This is a genomic window from Sunxiuqinia sp. A32 (genome assembly GCF_052690465.1).
This window is the reverse complement of sequence record NZ_JBQYLI010000011.1, coordinates 103,016-122,805: the sequence shown is the minus strand read 5'-3', so window position 1 is coordinate 122,805 and position 19,790 is coordinate 103,016. Positions and strand designations below refer to the sequence as shown.

At 37.0% G+C, this 19,790-nt stretch carries 8 protein-coding genes; all 8 read left to right on the top strand.

The window, feature by feature from the left end; translation table 11 throughout:
- The first annotated feature begins 31 nt into the window (after positions 1 to 31).
- Entirely contained in the window at positions 32 to 2,401 is a 2,370-nt protein-coding gene (locus tag ACUNWD_RS12745) for an ABC transporter permease (RefSeq protein WP_445588203.1), read from the top strand.
- Positions 2,402 to 2,467: 66 nt separating this feature from the next.
- Positions 2,468 to 4,798 (top strand): FtsX-like permease family protein, encoded by a 2,331-nt coding sequence (locus ACUNWD_RS12740; protein ID WP_445588202.1) that lies wholly within the window; start codon positions 2,468 to 2,470, stop codon positions 4,796 to 4,798.
- A 292-nt stretch (positions 4,799 to 5,090) separates the two neighbouring features.
- The gene (locus ACUNWD_RS12735) at positions 5,091 to 7,454 is read left to right on the top strand and encodes an ABC transporter permease (RefSeq protein ID WP_445588201.1); all 2,364 of its coding nucleotides are present in this window, start codon (positions 5,091 to 5,093) and stop codon (positions 7,452 to 7,454) included.
- A gap of 38 nt (positions 7,455 to 7,492) precedes the next feature.
- The gene (locus ACUNWD_RS12730) at positions 7,493 to 9,910 is read left to right on the top strand and encodes an ABC transporter permease (protein WP_445588200.1); all 2,418 of its coding nucleotides are present in this window, start codon (positions 7,493 to 7,495) and stop codon (positions 9,908 to 9,910) included.
- Between the two features lie 37 nt (positions 9,911 to 9,947).
- Positions 9,948 to 12,380, top strand: coding sequence for an ABC transporter permease (locus tag ACUNWD_RS12725; protein WP_445588199.1), 2,433 nt, complete (start codon positions 9,948 to 9,950; stop codon positions 12,378 to 12,380).
- A gap of 23 nt (positions 12,381 to 12,403) precedes the next feature.
- Entirely contained in the window at positions 12,404 to 14,791 is a 2,388-nt protein-coding gene (locus tag ACUNWD_RS12720) for an ABC transporter permease (RefSeq protein WP_445588198.1), read from the top strand.
- A gap of 21 nt (positions 14,792 to 14,812) precedes the next feature.
- Positions 14,813 to 17,203 (top strand): ABC transporter permease, encoded by a 2,391-nt coding sequence (locus tag ACUNWD_RS12715; protein ID WP_445588197.1) that lies wholly within the window; start codon positions 14,813 to 14,815, stop codon positions 17,201 to 17,203.
- A gap of 55 nt (positions 17,204 to 17,258) precedes the next feature.
- Positions 17,259 to 19,670: an ABC transporter permease gene (locus tag ACUNWD_RS12710; RefSeq protein WP_445588196.1), complete on the top strand. Its 2,412-nt coding sequence runs from the start codon at positions 17,259 to 17,261 to the stop codon at positions 19,668 to 19,670.
- Positions 19,671 to 19,790: the final 120 nt, after the last annotated feature.

Sequence of the window (19,790 nt, the reverse complement as noted above, 5' to 3'; positions counted from 1 at the left end):
TAAAGATATATCCGATAGAAACTATACACCCATGAAAAAATCAAATTTCAGACTAGCGCTTAGAAATATTTTCAGGAACAAATTTCATTCATCAATAAATATTTTAGGCTTTGCAGTGGGTATTGCTGTATTCATGCTAATTGTTCGTTATGTAGATCATCAGTTCAGTTTTGATCGTTTCCATAGCCAAAACAAGAATATTTATAAAATTCATTTAGGCGATAATAAATCGCTCCCACCAGCAACAGCTCAGTTTTTAAAGAATAATGTTTCAGGCATCGAAGATGTGGTGAGGTTAGATGAATGGTACGGCGGAGGTAGTAAAGGTTATTTGAAAAATGAAAATGTTACATTTAAAACTTCTGATTTACTATTTGCTGATAGCAGTTTTTTCAATTTTTTCAATTTTGAATTATTATATGGCGAATCAAAGCAGGCGTTATCCGCACCTAATTCAATTATACTATCGGAAAGCTTATCGCAAAAATTATTTGGAAACGAAAACCCAACCGGAAAACAAATTGAATACTTAAGTGATTACCCAAGTGCGACCTATCGTTTTACCATCCAGGGGGTAATTGCAGATAATCCTGATAATTCATCCATTCAATACAACGGTTTAATTTCAATGTCAACCATTGAGTTCAATCATATTAGGAATGGAAACATTGACGAAGATTGGAGTAACTGGGGATTTGGAACTTTTGTTAAACTAAATAGCCCGGAAATAGCAACTCAAATAAATTCAGAATCGCCAAAATTCTGGACTGATTTTGTTGCTGAAAGGTGGAAAGCCCCCAAAGATAGCCCTCGGGCACAAGATTATAAATTAACATTTGTGCCGTTAAAAGATGTACATTTTATGAGCGGTGCTAAACGCTCATCGGTTTATTTAATCTTTCTGATAGGCTTAATCATATTAATTATTGCCATTATTAATTACATTAATTTATCGGTTGCTATTTCAACAAGCCGGGTTAAAGAAATTGGAATTCGGAAAGTGATTGGTGCAGGTAAAGGTTCACTTTCCCGCGAGTTTATTGCTGAATCGATTGTTGTTACTTTCATTTCGGCAGTCCTTGCTGTATTAATTATGTATGTGGTTCATCCATATTTATACGATTTCACCGGATTTAATGAAATTGTCGAGCAAGGCGAAATTTTCAGGGCATTATTATTATTTATAGGAGGCCTCTTTTTTATCGGCTTTATATCGGGTATATATCCGGCATGGTTCCTTACAAATGTAACTCCTGTTCAAAGTTTGAAAAATGAGTTCAATAAAGGTAAAAAAGGAAATACCTTAAAGCATATTTTAATTACATCACAATTTGTGGTATCTATTTTTCTATTAATCTCTGTCGTTACCATTTCAAAACAGGTTAATTATATAAAAACCAAAGAACTTGGATTTGACAAAGAGCATATTGTTTATCTTTCAGGAAGCGCAAACCTGAATCAAACATACCAATCTTTTAGAGAAACATTGCTGAAAAATCCAACTATTCAAGATGTTGCAAGATCGAATGGTACCTTTGCCGGCCATTTGAATATTGGCTCAAAACATAAAGTCAACGGCGAGTATAGAAAATACAATGCAACAACTGTCGATTCCGATTTTATTGAAACCTTCGGTATAGAACTTATCGAGGGCCGAAATTTTTTAAGGAACAATAAAAATGACCAGAGCAACTCTGTATTGGTTAACGAATCATTTGTAAAGGAAATGGAATTGGATGAACCAATAGGCTCAAAAGTTACTTTTCTGGGAGACGAAGTCACCATTATAGGTATCGTTAAAGACTTTTATATAAACTCCTTACACCACAAAATCGAACCGTCTTTGCTTAGTAATATGCCATGGAATGTGTGTGTAAATATTAAAATTTCTGAATCAGACATACAAAATACCATTGCTACAATTGAAAAAACCTGGAAAGAGTTTTTACTCGAAGTGCCATTCGAATATCATTTTCTGGATGAAAATTTTGACGACTTATACAAAGCCGAAGTTGAGTTTAGTCTATTAATAAGAGTATTTTCCATTCTGGCGGTATTTATTGCTTGCCTGGGTTTATTTGGTTTAATCTCCTATTCAGCCGTTCAGCGAAAAAAAGAAATCGGTGTTCGTAAAATAAACGGTGCCAAAACTATTGAAGTTATATCCCTGCTTAACCGCGATTTTATTAAATGGGTAGCACTAGCATTTGTCGTAGCCTGTCCAATTGCCTGGTACGCCATGAATAAATGGCTTGAAAATTTTGCGTACAAAACCAGTTTAAGCTGGTGGATATTTGCTCTTGCCGGAGTAATGGCTTTGGGTATCGCATTGCTAACTGTTTCATTTCAATCGTGGAAAGCAGCCACACAGAATCCCGTGGAAGCGTTAAGATATGAATGAGCCCAACATCATTAGCTGAAGGTAGCGAAAAGTATTAAAACTGAAATATAATTAAAGACAAACACAATGACACTCATAAATTATTTACTGAGAACCGTTAAGAAAAATAAGCTGGATTTTTTCCTTAATCTGATTGGACTCTCAGTTGCAATGGTTGTATTTATTTTCGTCACTATGTATGTTCAAAACGAAGTCACTTTCGACTCGTATCACAAAAATGCAGATCGGATTTTTCGAATTACCACCTCGCTTACCTCCCCAGCCGGACAAGCCACTGATATGGCTCTGGCCAATCCTCCGTTTGTGCAGTTTCTGAAAGATGAATGTCCTGAAATTGAAGAATTCGCGTGCGTGGAAACCGAAGGAAGCGATGCTATCACTTACAACGAAAATGAATACAAAAACTTAAATATCAGGGAGGCAACCCCTTCCATTTTCAAACTATTTTCCTATCCCTCCATTCTGGGAAATTCATCTAATTTTCTAACTGCTCCAAATACAATTGTTCTGACCGAATCTCTTTCTAAAAACATTTTTGGAAAGAGTTCTCCTATTGGTGAGAAACTAACGATAGGCAAAAAAGACTACGAAGTTACCGGCGTAATCGCAGATTTACCCACCAACACTGACCTTCAGTTTTCGGCGCTAATTCCGTCAGATTTTAATGGAACAGGGGAGATATTTGATTGGGGAGATTACTATGTATATATCCAGTCAATCAATTCAGATGTCTCCGGGCTAAATTCAAAAATTGAGAGAATTACAGATGAGAAATACACTGATTTATTAAGTGGAATTGGTGGGTTCAAACTTGTCCATCACCTTCAACCCTTAAAAAATATTCATTTTGAAAACACCCTCTTAGCTGACACACCAAAGGGAAATAAAGCAAACGTTTATATTTTCTCAGTAGTTGCACTCTTAATTCTACTTATAGCCGGAATTAATTACACTAATTTATCACTGGCTCAACTTGAAAAACGAGACCGGGAATTTTCAATCCGGAAAACAATTGGCTGTGGAAAACGATGGATTTTTTACCATATTATCGGAGAATCCATTCTCAACGTATTAATTGCGTCAGCCATTTCATTGATCCTTTCTATTTTTTTGCTTTCCTACTTCAATGAACTTTTTGCCAAAAAATTCGATATCATTTCCATCCTGAAACTGATCTTACCGCTATTGTCTGTATTCCTCGCTTTTGGAATATTAACCGGTATCTACCCGGCATTTAAAACAACAAAAACTACCACCAACAGGCAACCCGGATTTGGCATGTTTGGAAAATCATTGGTCACTTTCCAAAATGTAATTGCTATTGTAATGATTGCCGGTTTGTTTATGATTTGGAACCAGGTTCACTATATGAGAAATGCTGACTTGGGTTTTGATAAAGAGCAACTTTTGGCAATTTCACTGCCTCAGGAGCCTGAAAAATTCCCGGGAAAAGAAGTCTTAAGACAGGAATTTTCATCGATTCCGGAAATATCAGGTCTCGCGTTCGGAGGAGGTGGAACAATTCTGGGAAATACCGGCAACTGGATGAAAACCATCATGGCGGTAAAAGATGAAACAGGGAATGAAGTTCAGTTTGTTTTAAACCAGCCACAAATTGATGAAAAATATATTGAGTTATTTGGAATTGAGTTATTGAAAGGCCGAAACTTTTCAACTGAATTATCCAAAGAATCTGAAGAAGCGGTGATCATCAATGAATCCTATGCAGGAATAATGGGTTGGGACGATCCAATTGGGAAAATCCTTGATGAAACTCCTAAACAAAAAATAGTTGGGTTAGCTAAAAATTTTCATTTTGACGCGCTGAATAATCCCATTGAACCCTTAAAATTTAGATTGCTAAATGGAAATCCATCCTACCTGTTCGCAAAAATTAACCCCCGGGATATACCTGCCATCCAACAAAAATGGGAAAGTATTTTTAGTGACCAAGCTTTTGAGTTCCAGTTCATGGATCAGCATATGGCCAGCCTTTATCAGAAGAACGAAACTGAAATGACTATCTTTTCCTACCTGACAATTATAGCTATCCTTATTTCGTGCCTGGGCTTGTATGGGCTGGCATCGCATTTCATCAGCAATCGCACCAAGGAAATCGGCATCCGGAAAGTAAATGGAGCTAAGATAGAGGAAGTAATGGCAATACTAAATAAAGGATTTATTAAATGGATTTTAATTGCTTTTGTTATTGCCACGCCCATCGCTTACTACGCCATGAATAAATGGCTCGAGAACTTTGCCTATAAAACAACTTTGAGCTGGTGGATATTTGCATTGGCCGGTTTGCTCGCTCTGGGAATTGCACTACTCACAGTAAGCTGGCAAAGTTGGAAAGCAGCCACGAGAAATCCGGTGGAGGCTCTCCGATACGAATAGTAAGGAAGGCTGAGATCCCGAGAACTCGAGGATGGAAGCTTCAAGGTATGAATTGTAAAATTCTACATATGTGAAATTGAGACATTGAGACGTAATTTGCGTAAATTTATTTTACAATTCTTGTAAAATAAATTTACACTTAGATTTCCATGCAACAAATTAAACACCACGATTACAGTCGTTTGCAATCAAGGCACAAGAGTTGATAGAAATGTTTTTCATGATGAAAATAAACCCGGTTGAGGCGTTGGGGTCTGAATAATTACAATTGATCATTATAAAAAAGAAGAAAATGATTTTGGCAAAATTCAGTAACATTTTTCGATACTTAAGAAAAACCTGGGTCTCAACCATAATAAACGTGGTAGGTTTGGCTTTTGGATTCACTTGTGCCATCCTTATATTGTTGCACGTCGCCAAAGAAAACTCCTACAACGACTCCATTCCAGAAAACGAACGAGTATTCAACCTGTTACAAAAAACTCCGGATTCCCCTTTGGGAGGTACTTCCATAAGCTATGCCCTTTCTCCTTTACTTGCCGAACATTTTCCCGAAATTGAATATTTTGCACGTACTGAAAATTACAGTTGGTTTAGCAATTGTATTGTATCGTACCAACCATCTGGTGAAACTGATTTATTAAGCTTTAACGAACCTGATTTCTACCTGGCGGATCCCGATTTGTTTCAAATTATTCAATACCCGTTTATTGAAGGTTCTCGCGAAAACGCACTGAAAGATCCAAATTCAATAGTGCTGTCTGAAAATACTGCTGAAAAATATTTTGGAAATGCCAGTGCCCTTGGAAAAACATTGGTGCTAAATAATAATCAGTCATTTGTGGTTTCTGGTGTTGTGGATTTTCCAGATTATACAACTTTCCGATTTTCCATGTTAGCCCCAATGACAACTGTACGATCTGAATCAAAACTGGCTGGTTGGGATAGCAACGGACAGCCTTTTTTCAAGCTGCATAAAAATATTTATTATAAGGAATTCAATAAAAAAATCGAACATTTTTACAGTGAGCTAAATTTGGATGACATTTCCAACCCGGAGCAGCTGACACTGTCTCTGTTACCAATTACTGAACGACACCTCTATTACAATAAAAATCCACTCTACCTGCTAATTTTTATAGGTATTGTTGTCTTAATTGTAAGTGTTTTGAATTATGTGAATATGTCTACGTCGATGGTTCACAAACGCCGATCTGAAATTGCCCTGAAAAAAATATCCGGTGCTAGCAAAAAAGTTATTGCCCGTCAGTTTATTTGGGAAACCTTGTTGATTGGATTTATGGCGGTCTTACTCGGGGGGATTCTTGCGATTATCGGCACGCCGGTTTTTCGAATGCTTGTCGGCTCAAATGTTCAACCGTTCCTTAAAGCTCATATCGGATTTTTTATCATCGGGAGTGTCTGCCTCTGGTTAATTACATCGATACTTGCCGGATTTTATCCGTCCATAATTTTATCGGGAGTAAAACCACTCGTCCTTTTCCGAAAAGAAGGTAAAACAAAAGTTGGCCTGTCCAGTAAAAATATTTTAATTACTTTTCAGTTTGTCATCTCAATTATTTTGGTGATTATCACCTTGATGGTCGACAGACAATACAGGTACATGGAGAACATGTCATTAGGGTTCGACAATAAAATGGTCTTGCAAATTCCGTTTACCAATCAACTGAAAGACAACTATACAAATCTGAAAAATGAATTGAAACAGAACCCTTCTGTTAAAGATGTATGCGCCGCATCATCAATGCCGGCGGGAATTCCGAATCATTCCGGAGTATCCTGGGTTGACGATCAGGGCTTAAAACATGAAGAGTCTTTTGGTTTTGCAATTGTTTCAGACGGCTATACTCAAACTTTTGACATGACTATGTCACTGGGAAACGAGTTTAAAGCTGACCGGCCAGATGAATTGAAAGGATTGATTATCAACGAAACTGCTGCAAAGAGGTTGGGAGTTGAAAACCCAATTGGCAAACTGCTTCACTTTTGGGGAAAGGATAACCTGGTCATTGGTGTAGTGAAAGATTTTCAGAATAATTACCTGTTCAATACGGTTAAACCCATGATTATATCAGCCCGTCCCGAAAACCAGGGATTCACCAAGTTTTTATTTGTAAGCCTGTTCCCCGGTCAAGTTGATCGAACGATCAATCGCATTGAAAAAACAATCAAAGAGATATCTCCGGATTTTCCTTTTGAGTATAGTTTTACAAATGCTGAAGTTCAAGGATACATCAATGAGATCAAGGAAATAAATCTGACATTTCGATTCGCAAGCATTGTTTCCATCGTATTAGCTATCATTGGTCTCGTTGCTCTTACATATCATGCCACACAAGCCAGAATAAAGGAAATTGGCATCCGAAAAGTAAACGGAGCCAAAAACATTGAAATTATCAACTTACTTAATAACTCGCTTCTGCGATCCGTGATCATTGCTTTTGTTGTTGCATCTCCGATTGCATGGCTAATCATTTTTAATTTATTGAAAAGTATTGGAAATAAAACCAATATCGCCTGGTGGGTATTTGTTCTGGCGGGCGCAATGGTCGGTATCATTGCAGTTATCACTGTAACTTGGCAAAGTTGGCAGGCGGCTACGAGAAATCCAGTAGAAGCACTTCGCTATGAATAAATTTTAAATGAGACCTAATCCTAAACCTTATAAATACTATGCTTCAAATAAAAAATATCCTCCGGAATTTAAAAAAGAATAAGGCCTTTACCTTTATCAATATTGGAGGATTAAGTATTGGCATCGCGGCTTTCTTTCTTCTTATGATTTATGTGGCATTTGAAAAAAGTTACGATGAATTTTTAGATAATAATGAAAATACGTATCGGGTTCAGCTTAAGCAATATAAAAATGGTGAACCACTTTTCAATAAAGCTACATCAACCTATAATATTGGTCCGCTAATTAAGGACGAAATCCCTGAAGTTAAAGAATTTGCACGGGCAGGTTTTGAGAAATGTTTGGTATTTCGCGAAAACAATTACCTAAATTCTCAGGATTTATTTTGGACAGACTCAACATTTCTAAACGTTGTGAAGGTTGAAATGGTACAAGGAGACAAGCAAACGGCACTCATCTCTCCATACACAACTGTTTTATCAGATAAGCTTGCTAAGATATATTTCGGAGATAGTGATCCAATAGGGCAGATTATCTACATTAATGAACACTTACCATTTACGGTTACCGGAGTCTTCAAATCGCTTCCCGCCAACAGCCATTTGAATTTTAAACTTTTACTTTCACTTTCAACAGGCAATGTTTTGTGGCCGGGTTGGGGAACCGATAATTATAGCTGGGGTGGACACGGATGGCTTTATACTTACATCACTTTACAAGAAGGAAGTTCTCCGAAAGTAGTAGAGGATAAAATTGCAAAACTGGTGAAAGAGAAAATGCCGGAGAATTTTCTGGCAGAGAATATTCAATTTGAGTTTCACTTGCAAAAAGTCACAGACATTCATCTCAATTCAAAACTCGAAAACGAATTTAAGGTGAATGGTTCAAAACAATACATTAATATTTTCATGCTGATTGGTATTATCGCTCTAATTATTGCATGGATCAATTTCATAAACATATCAAATGCTCAGGCATACGACAAGGTTAAAGAATCGGCCATTCGAAAAGTAAATGGAGCCACCCGGAAAGACATCACCAGTATATTTATTACTGAAGCATTTATACTGAACCTGCTGGGTACAGTAATTGCATGCATTTTAATTCTAATTAGTATCCCAGTCTTTTCGCAATTAACAGGTAAAGCGCTCGATGTATTCTTGAAACAGAATCCTTCTTATATATTCATGCTACTTGGTACAATGATCATTGGCGCTATCATTTCAGGAATTTATCCCGGACTAATCCTTTCCTCAATTAAACCGGAGAAAGTATTGAAGTCGAACCATGTTAATCCAAAGTCAAAACTTAGCTTCCGGCATGCACTGGTGGTTTTTCAATTGGCAGCATCAATATGCCTTATAATTACTGTAACCACAATCTACAAACAGATGCAATATATTTCTAAAAAAGATTTGGGTTACAATAGAAACTTTGTTGTTGTTTTAGAGGCCCCACGCTCCATGAATATGGACTCCACCAAATACGTTAAATACAGAACATTTAAAGAAAACTTTACACAAATCAGTGCTGTAAGAAACATTACAAGTACTCTTTTTAAAATGGGAGAAGAATCCGTGTACGATTTCAGTGTAAATCGAATAAACGGAGAAGAAACCAAAGACATTCTTATCAAGAGGAATCTTATAGATGACGACTACTTAAATGTGTTTGGCATTCATCTACTGGCCGGGGAAAATTTTAGGTCAAATACAAGAAGGAGAAGTGAAGAGATTATTATAAATCAACAAGCATGTGAATTACTCGGCTTTAAATCACCGGCCGATGCTATCGGTAAATCAATTTCATCGAATGGGAACAATCGAGCGAAAATTATAGGAGTCACAGCCAACTTTCACCAGGAAAATCTTAAAGTTCCTGTTCGGGCGATGTGTTTTTCTTTTGACCATCCAAATAATTTTGGCAGCTACATTGTTTCTGTGAATCCTTCAGATATTAATGGAACTATATCACAAATAGAAACTATCTGGAATGAAATCTATGTCAACGATCCATTTATTTATCAATTCCTTGATGAGCAGCTAGAAAATCTATATTTCTCAGAAATCAGGTTAGGTAAATTATTGATGATTTTTGCATGCATCACCGTGTTTATAACCTGCCTTGGACTACTTGGATTAATATTGATAACAACTAAGAAAAATATAAAGATCATCGGCATCAGAAAAGTTAACGGAGCAAATTCCATCGAGATCATCAACCTGTTAAATAAGGATTTTGTAAAATGGGTTGTGATTGCCTTTATCATTGCAATCCCAGTAAGCTGGTACGCGATGACCCAATGGCTTGCAAGTTTTGCCTATCGAACCACCTTAAGTTGGTGGATATTTACCATGGCCGGATTAGTAATATTTGGCATTGCTATGCTAACCGTGAGCTGGCAAAGCTGGAAAGCCGCCAGCCGAAATCCCGTGGAAGCATTGAAGTACGAATAAAATTGAATTGAAATTAACTAAAATAAGCTGGCAATTTATGAACTTCAGATTTTTGAAAATTTTCATCAGAAATTATAAAAAACACAAGGTTGTTACGACCATCAATATCCTTGGGTTAACGATCGGCATCCTGAGTTCGTTGTTTATATTCGAATATGTGTTTTTTGAGCGGAGTTTCGATGACTATCATGAAAAGGGCTCAAGAATTTGCCGTGTTGTTTACAATCGGTACCAGAATGAAAAGCTTCAGTGGAAAACGGCTAACTCATTTTATCCAACAGGTAAGTGGTTGAAAGAAAATTACAGCGAAGTGCAGGATTGGGCTGTTATTTCGAGAAAGTATAACATTACGGTAAGCTACGAAAATACGGTTAACGACAAGGTGTTTTACAATGAAGAAAAAACTTATTATGCCAGTAATTCCTTATTCAATTTATTTACCATTCCTATAATTAAAGGAGAACAGCAGTGTCTGGAACAACCGAATACAGTAGCCATTTCGCAGCGCGCTGCGAAGCGGTACTTTGGGAAGGAGAATCCAATTGGCAAAGTGCTTACAGTAAACAATTCTGAAAATTATACGATAACCGCGGTTTACCAGACCATCCCTGCAAACTCGCATCTGCAGACTGACTTTTTGTTCTCATACTCAGCCGTCATTACATCTCAGAATTTAGAAAATAACTGGTGGAACGACTATTTACATACCTATATTTTACTAGCCCCGGGCGTTAACCCTGATGAATTTTGTAAACGAGCTATGCCTGAATTGATTGCAAAAAACTATTTAGCCGACTTGGAAAACACCCAATCGCGTGATGAATATTTTTTGCAGCCTGTTCCCGATATTCATCTTAATTCCAATATTGAATACGAAACTGAACCGCCAGGAAATGCCAAAACAATGAATATACTATTTGGATTTGCCATTTTCCTTTTGGTTATAGCATGGATTAATTACATCAACCTAGTTACCGCGCTATCGTTAGATCGTGCGCGAGAAATTGGTATCAAAAAAATAAATGGTGCCCGAAAAATAATGTTAATCGGACAGTTTATTTCCGAAGCATTTCTGTTCAATTCACTTTGTTTGACGCTTACCCTTGGGATGTACTTCCTGATCAATCCGATATTTAAATCGGTTACTAATATTCATGACTTTAACTTGCTTCTGCAGGCTAGTTTCATAAGAACCGGTTTGCTAGTCTTTTTGTCGGGAATTATAATTTCTAGCATTTATCCGGCAATAGTGCTTTCATCCTACAGACCTGTCACTATTTTAAAGGGGAAATTCAAGAATTCAATGCAAGGAATTGTTTTTCGTAAAGGACTAGTTACCACACAATTTATTATTTCTATAATCTTGTTGATCGGAACAATAGTTACATTCCGACAGGCTTCTTTTTTACAGCAGAAAGAAATGGGGATTGATTATAATTCCAGTTTGGTGATCCGTGCTCCTCAAATGGCAGATAATCTGGAAACACGAATGAAGAAACTCCAGCTTCTTAAAAGCCAAGCACTTCAGCTTCCTGAAATTACAGATTGCACCTTGTCTTCAGATGTCCCCGGACAAGAAATTAACAACGGATTCGGTGGTCGTCGGAAAGGTTTTGATAAGAATGATAGCAAGGCTTATTTTCATATTGCCGTAGATGATCAGTTTATGGATTTCTATAAAATAAAGGTGTTGGCAGGCCGAAAATTTCATAAGAATGAGACTACTGGACAGAATACTCTTCTGATGAATAAATTGGCAATGGAACGTTTTGGGTATTCTAATCCAGAAGATGCGGTCGGTCAGGTTTTTATAGACTGGGGCAATCGCGAGTGGCAGGTAATAGGTGTTGTTGATGATTTTTATTATAAATCAGTAAAAACAGAACCGGTACCAACCATTATTACCCTTGATGACGGAGTTAAAATATTTCTGACATTCAAATTGAGTAATCTGGGATCGGGATCTTTTGCTTCGTTAGTTCCACAATTACGGTCTTATTATGAAGCGATCTTCCCAAACCAACCGTTCGAATATTTTTCGCTTGATGATCGAATGCGAATGGATTTAAAGCCAGATAAAACATTCGCATCAGTGTTCACCCTGTTTTCTGCATTGGCCATCTTAATTGCAGTTATTGGAATCATTGGATTGATCTTGATTACGATTAGTCAGAACAAGAGAGAGATGGGGATTCGTAAGGCTTTGGGTGCTGAGATCGCTGATGTGGGGAGGCTTTTGTCGAAGCAACTTATTACTCAGTTTGTCGTTGCGATACTTGCAGCTATTCCACTATCATATTACGGCTATAAACATTGGTTCCTTGAAACCTACATTCATCGCATCAATTTGGATGTCTGGTTTTTTGCCGTTCCTGTATTGCTTTTATTAACGGTGATCTTTTCAGTTGTATATCTTCTTTCAGTTAATGTTTTTAGAATGAGAACATCGGATGTTTTAAAATGTGAGTAACTAAAAATCAACCCACCAAAGTCATGATCGGATACCAACTAAAACTTACACTTCGAAGAATAATAAAGGACAAAGTCTTTTCAATTATCAACATTGCCGGACTGATGATCGGTATCACTTCGTTCTTAATTCTGTTTCTTCATGTGAATAATGAAAAAAGTTTTGACAAGCACTTCACGGATCATCAGGATATATATCGGGTGATTTCTACTCCAGTTGGCCACGACGCGAATATCTGGGCACGAAGCTTAGGCATTGTTTACGAATCGGTTGCCGGAATTCCCGAGGTTGTTGAAGCAACACAATTTTCGCATACTCCTGTTGGGACTTTAAAAATAAATGATCAGATTGTTCAACAGAAAGATATCATGTCAGTCGACTCCAGCTTTATCAGCATGTTTTCGGTGCAGAGTCTGGTTGGCGACTTGTCAGAAATTAATAAACCAAATACGGTTTTCATTTCTGAAGATTTTGCAAAAAAGTATTTCAAAAATGAAAATCCAATTGGTAAAACTCTGGAGGTAGACGCGCTCCAATACACCCAAAACCTTGGAACCTATGAAATCAGGGGAATTGTAAAAAATACACATCCAAAAACACATTTTCAATATGAACTGTTATTGTCGCAAAAAGGAGCTTTGCAGGAACGATTCACCTCGCTACCCGATCGGAAAATTCAGTGGGTCTATAGCTATATCAAACTCCAAAAAGGAGCAAAACCGTCCGAAGTAGCTTCCAAAATCTTAGCCTTTTACAACGATAGTGAACTAAAAGAGACACGTGGCCCAAAAGATTATCAGTTCTCTTTAATGCCATTGGATGATATCCATTTAAAATCTGATTATCGCTTTGAACTGAAAGAAAGTTCCAGCAAAATAAACATCGGCTTATTCATCATGATTTCTGTGGTTATTTTGTTGATTTCACTACTCAATTTCATCAACCTGACCATTGCAAAATTAATCAAACGAGCACGCGAATTAGGTTTAAAAAAATCAATTGGAGCAGCCAAAATCCAACTTATTGGACAGGTCTTGGTGGATGTTTTAATCATGTGCTCTTTTTCAATATTATTAGCTTTCGGTTTGGTCGAATCTCTAAAACCACTCATTAATCAGCTTTTCGAAATCAATTTTGATATTTATTATTCCGAACCGGTTGTTTACCTCAGCATGCTTGGGATTGTCCTTACTTGTCTGATATTAACTGCTTTGTTTGCTACTTTCTTTTTATTCGGAAAAACATCAACCATCGACATTCTCGCAGAAAGAAACAATTTCTCGGGAAGTCTTATCCTTAAATCACTACTTGTTGGGCAAGTGTGTATTGTCATCATCTTGATGTCCGGAACTTTTTTGGTGAATAAGCAAATCAATTTTATCTCGAACAGATCATTGGGATTTGATAAAGAAAATGTTGTTGTTCTTCAGGTGAAGGATTTTTCAAAAGATCCGGAAGTATTTGCCGACGCACTCAGAAAACAAAGCCAGGTAAAAGCAGTCGGATTTACCAGTCAGCATTTTGGTTATCCATCGCAAAGCTTACCCCTTGATGGTTTGGGAATTGACGGAAGTGCGGAATTTGTTTTTGCGAACTACGATTATCTAAAAACCATGAATATCCAGCTAGTTGAAAGCTGGATTAATCCGTCCGCCGATACTGTTCAAGGCATGATCATTAATGAACATTTATACAAAAAGCTGATGGAACGCCACGGAAGTATGGAAGCGCTGAATGCCTATCAGCAAACACAACCCTTGGCTCCAGATCAAGTTCGGATCAAATTCATTGGTGTTGCTAAAGATTTTAATTACCACTCGGCACACCAGGTTATTGGTGACTTTGCTTTTTGGCTGGATGAATCACGAAACCGAGCCCGATTTACCCATGTCCGGTTAAATCCTGGAAATCTTCGGTCGGCAATGACACAAATAGAAACCATTTGGAAAGACTATTATCCTGCACAGGACTTCAATTATTTTTTTATTGATGATAAAATTGCCCAACAATATAAGGGAGAAATTATTTTAAGCAGGATTTTATCCTCATTCTCAATCCTCGGAATCCTGATCAGTATTATAGGTATCAGCGCCCTTTCGCTGTTCATTTCACAACAACGCACTAAAGAAATCGGCATCCGAAAAGTAAATGGCGCCAAAGTATCTGAAGTATTGACAATGCTGAATAAAGACTTTATTAAGTGGGTAGTAATAGCATTTGTAATAGCTGCTCCTTTGGCATATTATACCATGAGTAAATGGCTTGAAAACTTTGCCTACAAAACCAACCTGAGTTGGTGGGTATTTGCCCTGGCAGGCTTGCTGGCGCTGGGAATTGCGCTATTAACTGTTAGTTGGCAAAGCTGGAAAGCAGCAACTAGAAACCCGGTGGAAGCACTGAGATATGAATAACAATGTAAAATCACGTAAGCTATGTATAACCTAAAAATAACCATTCGCCGACTTTTAAAAGACAGAGCTTTCTTGCTCATTAATGTCTTTGGGTTGGTAATTGGCATTTCATCATTTCTTGTTTTATTTATCCATGTTTCCAACGAAAAAAGTTTCGACAAGTGGATTACAGGACACGAAAATATTTACCGAATCAGCTCGACTGCCAAAGGCAATCCCAGCAAATGGGCACGTAGTTTGGGTATTGTTCATTCCGCTTCGTATGAAATTCCTGAGGTTGAACTGGCGACTCAGTTTATACATTGCCCTGTTGGAATCCTAAAAATCGATGACAACTCGTTTCAGCAGAATGATATTTTTTGGGTTGATAAGGCTTTTATTAAAATGTTTGAAGTTAATTCGAAGGTAGGTGACCTATCGGAATTGGAGAAGCCAAATACCCTTTTTATTTCAGAAGATTTTGCTCGTAAACACTATGGAAACCTAAATCCCATTGGGCAAATCATCAAATTTGAAGCCGGTCAATACACAAAAGATATTGGTGATTACGTAATTCGTGGAATTGTAAAAAACACGCATCCCAAAACACATTTTAAATACGAATTGCTGGCATCACAAAAAGGTAACATGCAAAGATCTTTTGATAAAACATTACCCTCCTTAAAAACTCTATGGGCTTACCATTACTTTAAACTTCAGAAAGGTGCATCTCCCAAATTGGTTGCCAAAAAGATAGCAGCTTTTTGGGACAAGAGTTCTTTAAAACAGGAAGGAGGACCTAAGGAATGGGATTTTTCCTTGTTCCCATTGGACGACATCCACTTGAAATCGGATTTTCGTTTCGAAATGCGTGAAAGTTCGAGCAAAATAAATATCTCTCTTTTTGTAATTATCTCCTTTGTTATTTTGCTGGTTTCGTTGCTAAATTTTACCAACCTAACCATAGCCAAGCTCATTAAACGTTCAAAAGAAATGGGGATGAAAAAGTCCATTGGTGCTAACCGGTGGCAAATTATCAGGCAAGTATTAACCGAAGTATTTATAGTTTGTGTCCTGTCAATTAGTATTTCATTGTTATTTATTCACGGGACAAAACCCTTTGTTAACCAATTTTTTGATATCGATTTTGAAATATTTTACAACGAACCGGCTATTTACTCGAGTATACTGACAGTTATTGGTGTCTGCTTAACGGTAACAGCCCTTTTTGTTACCGTGTTTTTTCTGCGTAGAAATTCCACCATAGATATTCTTGCCCAACGGAATAATTTTTCGGGAAGTTATGTGCTTAAAAGCCTTCTGGTGGGCCAGATTGTAATTGTAATTATATTAATATCAGGGACATTTTTGGTAAACAAACAAATTGACTTTGTATTAAACAAACCCTTAGGTTTTAATAAGGAAAATATTGTTGTTCTGGAATTAAAAGACTTTTCAAAAGACCCGACAATTTTTGCGCGGGAACTGAAAAAACAAGCAACTGTTGAGTCTGTTGGATTTACCCGACAATACTTTGGATGGCCAACTCAAACATTCGCTCTTGAAGGTTTAGGAATTGAAGGAACCGCCGAAGCTGTCTTTGCCAATTACGATTACCTTAAAACCATGAATATTAAGTTGATTGAAAATTGGATAGAACCTTCAAGTGACACTGTACGTGGAGTGGTAGTTAACAACCATCTGTACAAACGTTTTATGGAGAAATACGGTAGTCTGGAAGCAATTAATGCGTACCAGCAAACACAACAAATGCAACGAGGGAAGGAAAATTACCAGATCATAAAATTTTTAGGTGTGGCTGAAGATTTTAATTACAACTCGGCACACGAAGACATTGGAGATTTTGTTTTTTGGTTGGATGAATCCTTGAACCGTGCGCGTTTTATTCATATCCGCTTAGGCAAGGGAAGTTTGCATACTGGCATGAATGTCATTAAAAAAGTATGGAACGAGTATTACCTCAACCAGAAAATGGATTACTTTTTTATGGATGAAAAAATAGCACAACAATACAAAGCTGAAACCATCCTAAGTCGCATTCTTTTTGTTTTTTCAACTATAGGTGTACTAATTAGCATTATCGGGATTAGCGCACTTTCACTTTTCATTTCACAACAACGCACCAAAGAAATCGGTATCCGAAAAGTGAATGGAGCCAATGTCTCTGAAATACTGACAACACTCAATAAAGAGTTTGTAAAATGGGTAGCAATTGCTTTCATAATAGCTACGCCAATTGCTTGGTACACCATGCAAAAATGGCTTGAAAATTTTGCCTACAAAACCACATTAAGTTGGTGGATTTTTGCACTGGCAGGATTGCTGGCGCTGGGAATTGCGTTACTGACTGTTAGTTGGCAGAGCTGGCGGGCCGCTACCCGAAATCCGGTGGAGGCATTGCGATATGAATGACATCATTCAACAAAAATGAATAACCTAATATCTAACCTAAAGCCAAGAGAACAATATGAATACTAACCTAAAGATGATAATTAGAGGCATACTAAAAAATAAGAACTACATCTATTTTGGAGTTGGTGGTTTAGTGATTGCCTATAGTTTCTCCTTGTTGCTCATCACCTATCTTCATGTTGAATTAAGTTTTGACACTCAAATCCCTGAATATAAGCAAATATACAGGGTGAGCACTCAGGTTAATTATGAAGGAGCGAAAATTAAACAGACGGCTAAGTCTCAGATGCCACTGGGAGATGCATTGATTAATGAGATACCCGGCATCGATTTATATACCCGCATATTGGACGAAGAATGTTTATTTAGGAAAGGTGACATTAAATATAACCACCAAAAAGTGTATTGGGTAGATGAAAAATTTCCAGAGATATTTTCTCTTACCATGCTTGAAGGTAATGCAAATGATGCACTAGCCAAGCCCCTTTCAATGATTATCTCGGAGACAGCTTCAAAACGCTTTTTTGGAGACGAATCTCCAGTGGGCAAAAGCCTCGTTTTAAATGAAGGGATTATTATTGATATACGTGGAGTATTTAAAAACCCAACGACTCAATCTCATTTCAACTACGATTATCTACTCTCCTTCAACACCATTACGGCCAATGGCTGGAATGAACACCAAAATAATTGGGATACCGATGCTTTTTACACTTACGTGAAATTAGCTAAAAACGCTAATATTGAAACTGTTCGGCAAAGTCTCACTGAATTCTCAAATAGAACTTATACCAATCATCACAAAAAAAATCAACAGGTCGTTCTCAATCTTCAACCTATTAAATCCATTCATCTGCATTCACATCTTGACGATGAATTAAGTCAAAACAATAAGTACAGTTTTATTCTGATTTTAGCCCTCCTTGGATTGGTAACCTTGCTAGTTTCGTGGATGTATTTCTCTGCGATGGTATGCTCCCGATATTCCTCCAATCAAGTATCTTTATTTATAAATAATATCCTCGGAGCTTCTAAATATTCGCTGATAAAATCTATTGCTGTAGAAATCCTTTTGCTTAATTTTATAGCAATTATTATTTCATTCTCTTTGTTTTCTTTTGTGGGTGATTCAATCTTCAACACACTTGAATTACCAACTGGACTTTATCACCAAAAGATTAATTTTTCTCTTCAGATGTTAGTGGCGCTATTAATCTCAGGTGTTCTTGTCTGCAGTCTCATGCCGGTTTCTGTACTTGCTCAAAGAATGAAGGATGCCGTTAAAAAAGATAAATCGGCCATCTTAAAAACATCAAATAATCATCAAACATCATTTGTTGTTTTTCAATACAGCTTCTCCATTTTCCTTATCATCTTTTTGATAGTAGCCTTTCAGCAAATCAGGTTTTTAAAAGATAGCAATCCTGGATTTAATAAAGATCAGGTACTGGTGGTTCATTCTCCACGAACATTGATTTTTAATCCAATTCGAATAGTAAAGGGGAAGCAATTTATCGACCTTCTAAAGCTGAATGAATTTGCCAAAGAAGTATCTTATGCTTCGGATATTCCAGGCAAAGCGGTCCAAACTGACGATAAGGGTTTGTGGATATCTCCTTCTGAGAATCCGGATATAAAAATTGCAGTCGATCGTCTAAATATTGACGACCATTATTCTAATACACTTGACTTAAAAATCATTGCCGGCAGAAATTTTGAATCTCAAAAGGAGTTCAATGACACAAAGTTGATTGTTAATGAGTGTGCGGTGAGTGAATTGAATTTTAATGATTCAGAGAGTGCTATTGGATCACAAATTAAAGACCAAAATGGAAATTCTTTTACGATTGTTGGCGTTGTTTCAGATTACCATCAGGAAGGTTTGCAAGAGGAAATAAAACCTATGGTATTTCAATTCGGATATGACTATCTATTTGGCTATTGTACTGTCAAATTAGCAAATGTATCAGAATCAACGATTGCTTCAATTAAGCACCTCTGGGAATCCATCTATCCGGACGATCCATTTGACTATTTTTTCCTTGATGAACAATTCAATAACCAATATAGAAACGAAGCATTATTTTTTAAACTGTGTTTCATTTTTGGTATTGTTTCAATGTTAATTGCATGCTACGGGCTTTTTAGTATATCATTGGAGACTATTCTTAAAAAACAAAAAGAAATTGGAATTCGAAAAGTGAATGGTGCAACCATTGCAAAAATTATAGCAATGTTGAATCTAACTTACGTCCGACTAACAATAATCTCATTTTTGATCGCTACTCCTTTTGCGTACATTTTCATCCATAAATGGCTTCAAAACTTTGCTTACAAAATTGACCTTAGTTGGTGGATTTTTGCCATTTCGGGTTTGCTTGCAATGGGCATTGCTCTGCTGACAGTAAGTTGGCAAAGCTGGAGAGCAGCAACGCGAAATCCGGTGGAAGCTTTGCGGTATGAATAGTGAGAAGTGTGAAGATCCCGATCGCTCGGGATGGAGGCATTGAGGTATGAATAATTTGAAAACTCATATGCTATTTGCACAGAATGCTTTTCTATTTTGCTGTCAAAATATTATACAGAA